The 5,221-nt window shown below is 69.1% G+C and carries 6 protein-coding genes and 1 riboswitch; of the genes, 4 read left to right on the top strand and 2 right to left on the bottom strand.

What is annotated here, in order from left to right; translation table 11 throughout:
* Positions 1 to 45: 45 nt before the first annotated feature.
* Complete coding sequence (locus G6026_RS11990; RefSeq protein ID WP_107757406.1) at positions 46 to 696, bottom strand: DUF1707 domain-containing protein; 651 nt, start codon at positions 694 to 696, stop codon at positions 46 to 48.
* Positions 697 to 782: 86 nt separating this feature from the next.
* On the opposite strand from G6026_RS11990, the gene G6026_RS11985 reads away from it, so the two are divergent.
* A complete protein-coding gene (locus G6026_RS11985; protein ID WP_107758223.1) occupies positions 783 to 1,697 on the top strand; it encodes an ABC transporter ATP-binding protein in 915 nt (304 codons plus the stop codon).
* Positions 1,694 to 2,458, top strand: a complete 765-nt coding sequence (locus tag G6026_RS11980; RefSeq protein WP_107757405.1) for an ABC transporter permease — start codon at positions 1,694 to 1,696, stop codon at positions 2,456 to 2,458. The genes G6026_RS11985 and G6026_RS11980 overlap by 4 nt, the downstream gene beginning before the upstream one ends.
* 64 nt (positions 2,459 to 2,522) lie before the next feature.
* On the opposite strand, the gene thiC is transcribed toward G6026_RS11980, so the two are convergent.
* Entirely contained in the window at positions 2,523 to 4,226 is a 1,704-nt protein-coding gene (gene thiC / locus G6026_RS11975) for a phosphomethylpyrimidine synthase ThiC (RefSeq protein WP_194305475.1), read from the bottom strand.
* A riboswitch (TPP riboswitch) is annotated at positions 4,220 to 4,336 on the bottom strand. (Overlaps the previous gene by 7 nt.)
* Before the next feature lie 73 nt (positions 4,337 to 4,409).
* Between thiC and G6026_RS11970 the strand changes: the two genes are divergently transcribed.
* Together G6026_RS11970 and G6026_RS11965 are read left to right on the top strand one after the other, a co-directional pair.
* Entirely contained in the window at positions 4,410 to 4,706 is a 297-nt protein-coding gene (locus tag G6026_RS11970) for a GNAT family N-acetyltransferase (protein ID WP_107757404.1), read from the top strand.
* A 49-nt stretch (positions 4,707 to 4,755) separates the two neighbouring features.
* A complete protein-coding gene (locus tag G6026_RS11965) occupies positions 4,756 to 5,211 on the top strand; it encodes a CD225/dispanin family protein (protein WP_107757403.1) in 456 nt (151 codons plus the stop codon).
* Positions 5,212 to 5,221 lie beyond the last annotated feature (10 nt).

Raw genomic sequence — 5,221 nt, 5'->3', positions numbered from 1 at the left:
CGGGTCGCCGGCGGTTCCGTGCTCCGTCGTCGGGGCACGGGTGGATCAGCGGGTCCGGGGAACCCTGCGTACCTCCACGCCGCCCATGAGCGCGAGCCCCGTGACCCGCACGACCGGGGCGCCCGGAGAGGCCTGCCGCACCGGGCGGGGGTCGGGCTTCCACCTGCCGGCCTCCTCGCCGAATCCGCCCATCAGACCGAGGCCCTCGACCACGACGTGGATGTCGTCCGGCACGTAGATCTCGACCCCGCCCATGATCGCGAACGCGCGGATCGTGGTCTCGTGCGCCTGCAGAGAGGCCTGGCGCAGGTCCAGTTCGACCCCGCCCATCACGGCGAACGCCGTGTGCTCGGCGGGAACCGTCCACGCGCCCTTGCGTTCGCATCCGCCCATGAACGCCAGTGACGACGACGGACCGGTTCCACCGGTGACCCTCCTCGCGGGCGCCTCATCGTGATGGACCCCGGGCCGGGACCCGCCGTCGCCGCGGGCGGGGGAGAGGTCGCGGGTGAGCTCGGCCAGGTCGGACTGGAACAGTGCCCCGTACGCCTTGGTGGTGCGCTCGTCGAACTCCGCCAGGGTCAACCGCCCCTCCGAGTAGGACTGCTGGAGAAATCTCGCCGTCGCCTCCCGCTCGTGGTCCGAGGCGCGGATCGACGGGAGTTCGGGGCCGTGATCGTCGCGCGCGTCGTCCATGCTTCGAGAGTAAGCCCTGACACACCTGGGCGGGAACCGAGTGGGAGGAACCCGCGATGCGGACCACGGCAGGCACACTGGAGCACATGATCGAGGTACGCAATCTCACCAAACGCTTCGGCGCCGCTACGGCGGTCGAGGACCTCAGCTTCGTGGTGCGGCCTGGCGTCGTCACCGGATTCCTCGGCCCGAACGGTGCCGGGAAGTCCACCACGATGAGGATGATCGTCGGTCTGGACACCCCCACGTCGGGTGAGGCGCTGATCAACGGCCAGCCGTACCGGAGGCTCGCGGATCCCATCCGCACCGTCGGGTGCCTGCTCGACGCGTCGTGGACCCACGCCAACCGGTCCGCGCGATCGCACCTGAGGATGATCGCCGCCGCGGGCGGACTGCCCGACAGCCGCGTCGACGAGGTGCTGTCACTGGTCGGCCTGACCGAGGTGGCCGGCCGCAAGGTGGGTGGCTACTCCCTGGGCATGCGGCAACGGCTCGGTCTGGCCACCGCCATGCTCGGCGATCCCGAGGTGTTGCTGTTCGACGAACCGGTCAACGGACTCGACCCCGAGGGAATCCTCTGGATCCGCCGTTTCATGCACGCCCGGGCCGCCGAGGGCCGGACGGTGCTCGTCTCTAGCCATCTGTTGTCGGAGATGGCTCAGACGGCCCAGGATCTCGTCGTCATCGGCCGGGGGGTCCTCCGCGCCCAGACGTCCGTCGAGGAGTTCCTCTCCGCCGCGCGGTCATCGGTCCTGCTCCGGACGCCGCACGTCGAGGAGTTCACGGCCGCGGCCCGGGAGGAGGGGATCAACGCCACCTTCGACCCCGCGGAGGGGGTGTTCCTCATCGAGGGGCTGCCGGCACCCCGGGTCGGTGACCTCGCCGCGAGCCTGGGTATCACCGTCCACGAACTGCACGAGAAGCGGGCGTCGCTCGAGGAGGCCTTCATGGCGCTCACCGACCAGGACGTCGAGTACCACGGTCAGGAGACCACCCGATGAACCTGTTGAAGTCCGAGTGGATCAAGGCCACCACCACCAAGAGCGCCTACTGGCTCTACGGGCTGGGAGTCGTGCTCGCCGTCGGCCTCGCCGCGATCATCGGCCAGTTCGAGCAGACCTCGTCCGGGGAGCCGGTGGCCGGGGCGCCCGGCGGCGGAAGCGACCCGCTGTTCGCGATACTGGGGGTCAGCGCGTTCACGGTGATCCTGGCGTGGATCGCCGCGATCGTCGCCGTGACCGGCGAGTACCGGTTCCACACGAACAAGGCCACGTTCCTGGCCACGCCGTCGCGGTGGCCTGCCATAGTGGCCAAGACGGTGCTGTTCACGGTGCTGTCCATGGTCGTGACCGCGGTCGCTGTGGTGATCGCGATGCTGGTGGCGGGCGCACTGTCCGGACTGGACTCGTGGACCCCGTTCTCCGGCGACGGCCTGAGATACCTCGTGCGGTTCCCCGTCTACGCCGCACTGGGCACCCTCGCCGTGATGGGCCTGGCGCACATCATGCGCAACGCCGCCGGCACCATCTCGTTGTTCCTGGTGTGGACGCTGGCCCTCGAGGGCATGGTCTCGCTGATCCCCCGGGTGGGGCAGGACATCGCCGCCTGGATGCCGTTCGCCAACGGCGACTACTGGACCCAGGGCGAGTCCGTCCGCGGGTTCATCACGTGGGGCGAATGGCCGGCCTTCGCCTGGTACGCCGGGGTCTGCGTGGCGTTGTGGGCGCTGGGCCTCGTCATCACCCTGCGCCGCGACGCCTGAGGGGACGTGCCGCGTGAGACGTGTGACGCCGCCGCGTCACACGTCTCACGGGCGGGTCGGCCCGTCAGCCTCCACTGATCGGTAGATACACCCGGGAGCCGTGTTCGGCGAACTCCGCCGACTTCTCGGCCATCCCCGCCTCGATCGCCTCGACCGAGTCCAGTCCGTGCTCGGCGGCGTAGTCCCGGATGTCCTGCGATATCCGCATGGAGCAGAATCTGGGACCGCACATCGAGCAGAAGTGGGCCGTCTTGGCCGGTTCGGCGGGCAGCGTCGCATCGTGGTAGGCCAGCGCGGTGTCGGGGTCGAGGGCCAGGGCGAACTGGTCCCGCCAGCGGAACTCGAACCGCGCGGTGCTCAGCGCGTCGTCCCTCGCCTGCGCGCCCGGATGGCCCTTGGCCAGGTCCGCCGCGTGCGCGGCGATCTTGTAGGTGATCACGCCGGTCTTGACGTCGTCGCGATCGGGCAGGCCCAGGTGCTCCTTGGGGGTGACGTAGCAGAGCATCGCCGTGCCCGCCTCGGCGATCCGCGCGGCCCCGATGGCGGAGGTGATGTGGTCGTAGCCCGGAGCGATGTCCGTGGCCAGCGGCCCCAGTGTGTAGAAGGGCGCCTCCTCGCACCACTCCTCCTCCAGGCGCACGTTCTCCACGATCATGTGCATCGGCACGTGTCCCGGGCCCTCGATCATCACCTGGACGCCGTGGCGCTTGGCGATCCGGGTGAGTTCACCCAGCGTTCGGAGCTCGGCGAACTGCGCCTCGTCGTTGGCGTCGGCGATCGACCCGGGCCTCAGGCCGTCCCCGAGGGAGAACGTCACGTCGTACGTCGCGAGGATCTCGCACAGCTCACTGAAGTGGGTGTAGAGGAAGGACTCGCGGTGGTGTGCCAGGCACCACGCGGCCATGATCGATCCCCCGCGCGACACGATCCCGGTGACGCGCGTGGCGGCGAGCGGGACGTACCGCAGGAGCACCCCGGCGTGGACGGTCATGTAGTCCACTCCCTGTTCGCACTGCTCGATGACGGTGTCCCGATAGAGCTCCCAGGTCAGCGCCGTCGGGTCGCCGCCCACTTTCTCCAGTGCCTGGTAGATCGGCACGGTGCCCACGGGGACGGGCGAGTTGCGCAGGATCCACTCGCGGGTCTCGTGGATGTCCCGCCCGGTGGACAGGTCCATGATGGTGTCCGCGCCCCACCGGGATGCCCACACCATCTTCTCGACCTCCTCCGCGATCGAACTGGTGACCGCGGAGTTGCCGATGTTGGCGTTGATCTTGGTGACAAAGCGCTTGCCGATGATCATCGGTTCGCTCTCCGGGTGGCGGTGATTGGCCGGGATGACGGCGCGGCCGGCGGCCACCTCGGATCGCACGAGCTCCACGTCGATTCCCTCGCGCGCGGCGATGAAGCGCATCTCCGGGGTGATGTGACCCGCGCGGGCCCAGGCCAGCTGGGTTCGTACCGGCGTGGAGTCCTCCGACGAGGCGGGCACGGCCTCCGGGTGCGTCCACTCGTCGCGGGTGGGTGGTAGGCCGGAGCCGAGGTCGTGGCACTCGCCGGCGTCGGCGTACCCGGTGTACGGGCCGGAGGTGTCGTAGACGTCGAACGACGTGCCGTTGGTCAGGGCGATCCGGCGGACGGGCACGCGCAGCGTGCCGCCCTCCGCCGGGATCTCGAGGTACGACTTGCTGCTGGAGTGGATCGGGCCGCAGGTCACGGACTCGATCGAGGTGGACTCTGCGCTGGGGGTGGACGTGTGTGTGCCCATGATGCTCACTGCTCCCTACGCCGGCATGACCCGGACAGGTTCTACGGTCGACGGCCCGGCCGGCCGTCCTCTCAGCCCGCGCTCCGAAGCGGACTCCCGTGGGGACGAGTATGAAATTGTGCCGGGCGAGCGTACCCCGGCGAGTAGCATCGGGTGTGGAACACACCCTGCCGAAGGAGTCCCATGTCCCGAGTGGAGTCACTGGTGCTGGTCCACAACACCGATAGAGACCGGTTCGAACTGTGGGACGGCGAGACCTTCATGGGTCTGGTGGGGTACGAGAAGGACGGCGACGTCTACATCCTTCTCCACACCGTTATCGAGGAGCATTTCGGACAGCAGGGCATCGCTCGACTGCTGGTCAGTCTGGTCCTCACCCGGATGCGTCTGGACGGGCACAAGATCCGCCCGGTGTGCAGCTACGTCCGCCGGTTCCTCGTCCGATTCCCCGAGTACCAGCTCCTCGTGGCCCCCCGCTGACCCGGGAAGGGTGTTTCAGGGAGCCCACGTTCGGGGATACGATTCGGGCATGACGAATCCGAGCTACCCCGGTTCCTCCTCCGACTCCCCGTACGGGGCCGGCCAGACCCCCGGGCAGGAGTCCGGTTACTGGCAGGACCAGAGCTATGGCCAGGGCCCGACATACGGGCAGGGCGCGTCGTCGTATGGCCAGCACCCGGGTTACGGGGCCCAGACCCCCGGGGGGTTCACCGGGTCCCCCGGAGCCGCACGGCCGGGCCCCCCGTCGAACATCGGTTGGGCGGTGGCCTCGATCCTGTTCTTCTGGCCGCTCGCATTCGTCGCGATGACCCGGGCCTCGGACGTCTACCCGCTGTGGGCGGCCGGTCACCATGCGGAGGCCGAAGCGGCGAGCGCGTCAGCCAAGAAGCTCGGCCTCATCTCGCTCGGCCTCTTCGCCCTGCTTATCGTGCTCTACTTCGCCTTCATCTTTGCCATGATCGGGCTGAGCGCCAGCGGGTTCTGACCTGCGGGCG

The sequence above is a fragment of the Dietzia sp. DQ11-38-2 genome (assembly GCF_014145055.1).
Lineage (GTDB): Bacteria > Actinomycetota > Actinomycetes > Mycobacteriales > Mycobacteriaceae > Dietzia.
This window is presented reverse-complemented; position numbering and strand designations above follow the sequence as displayed.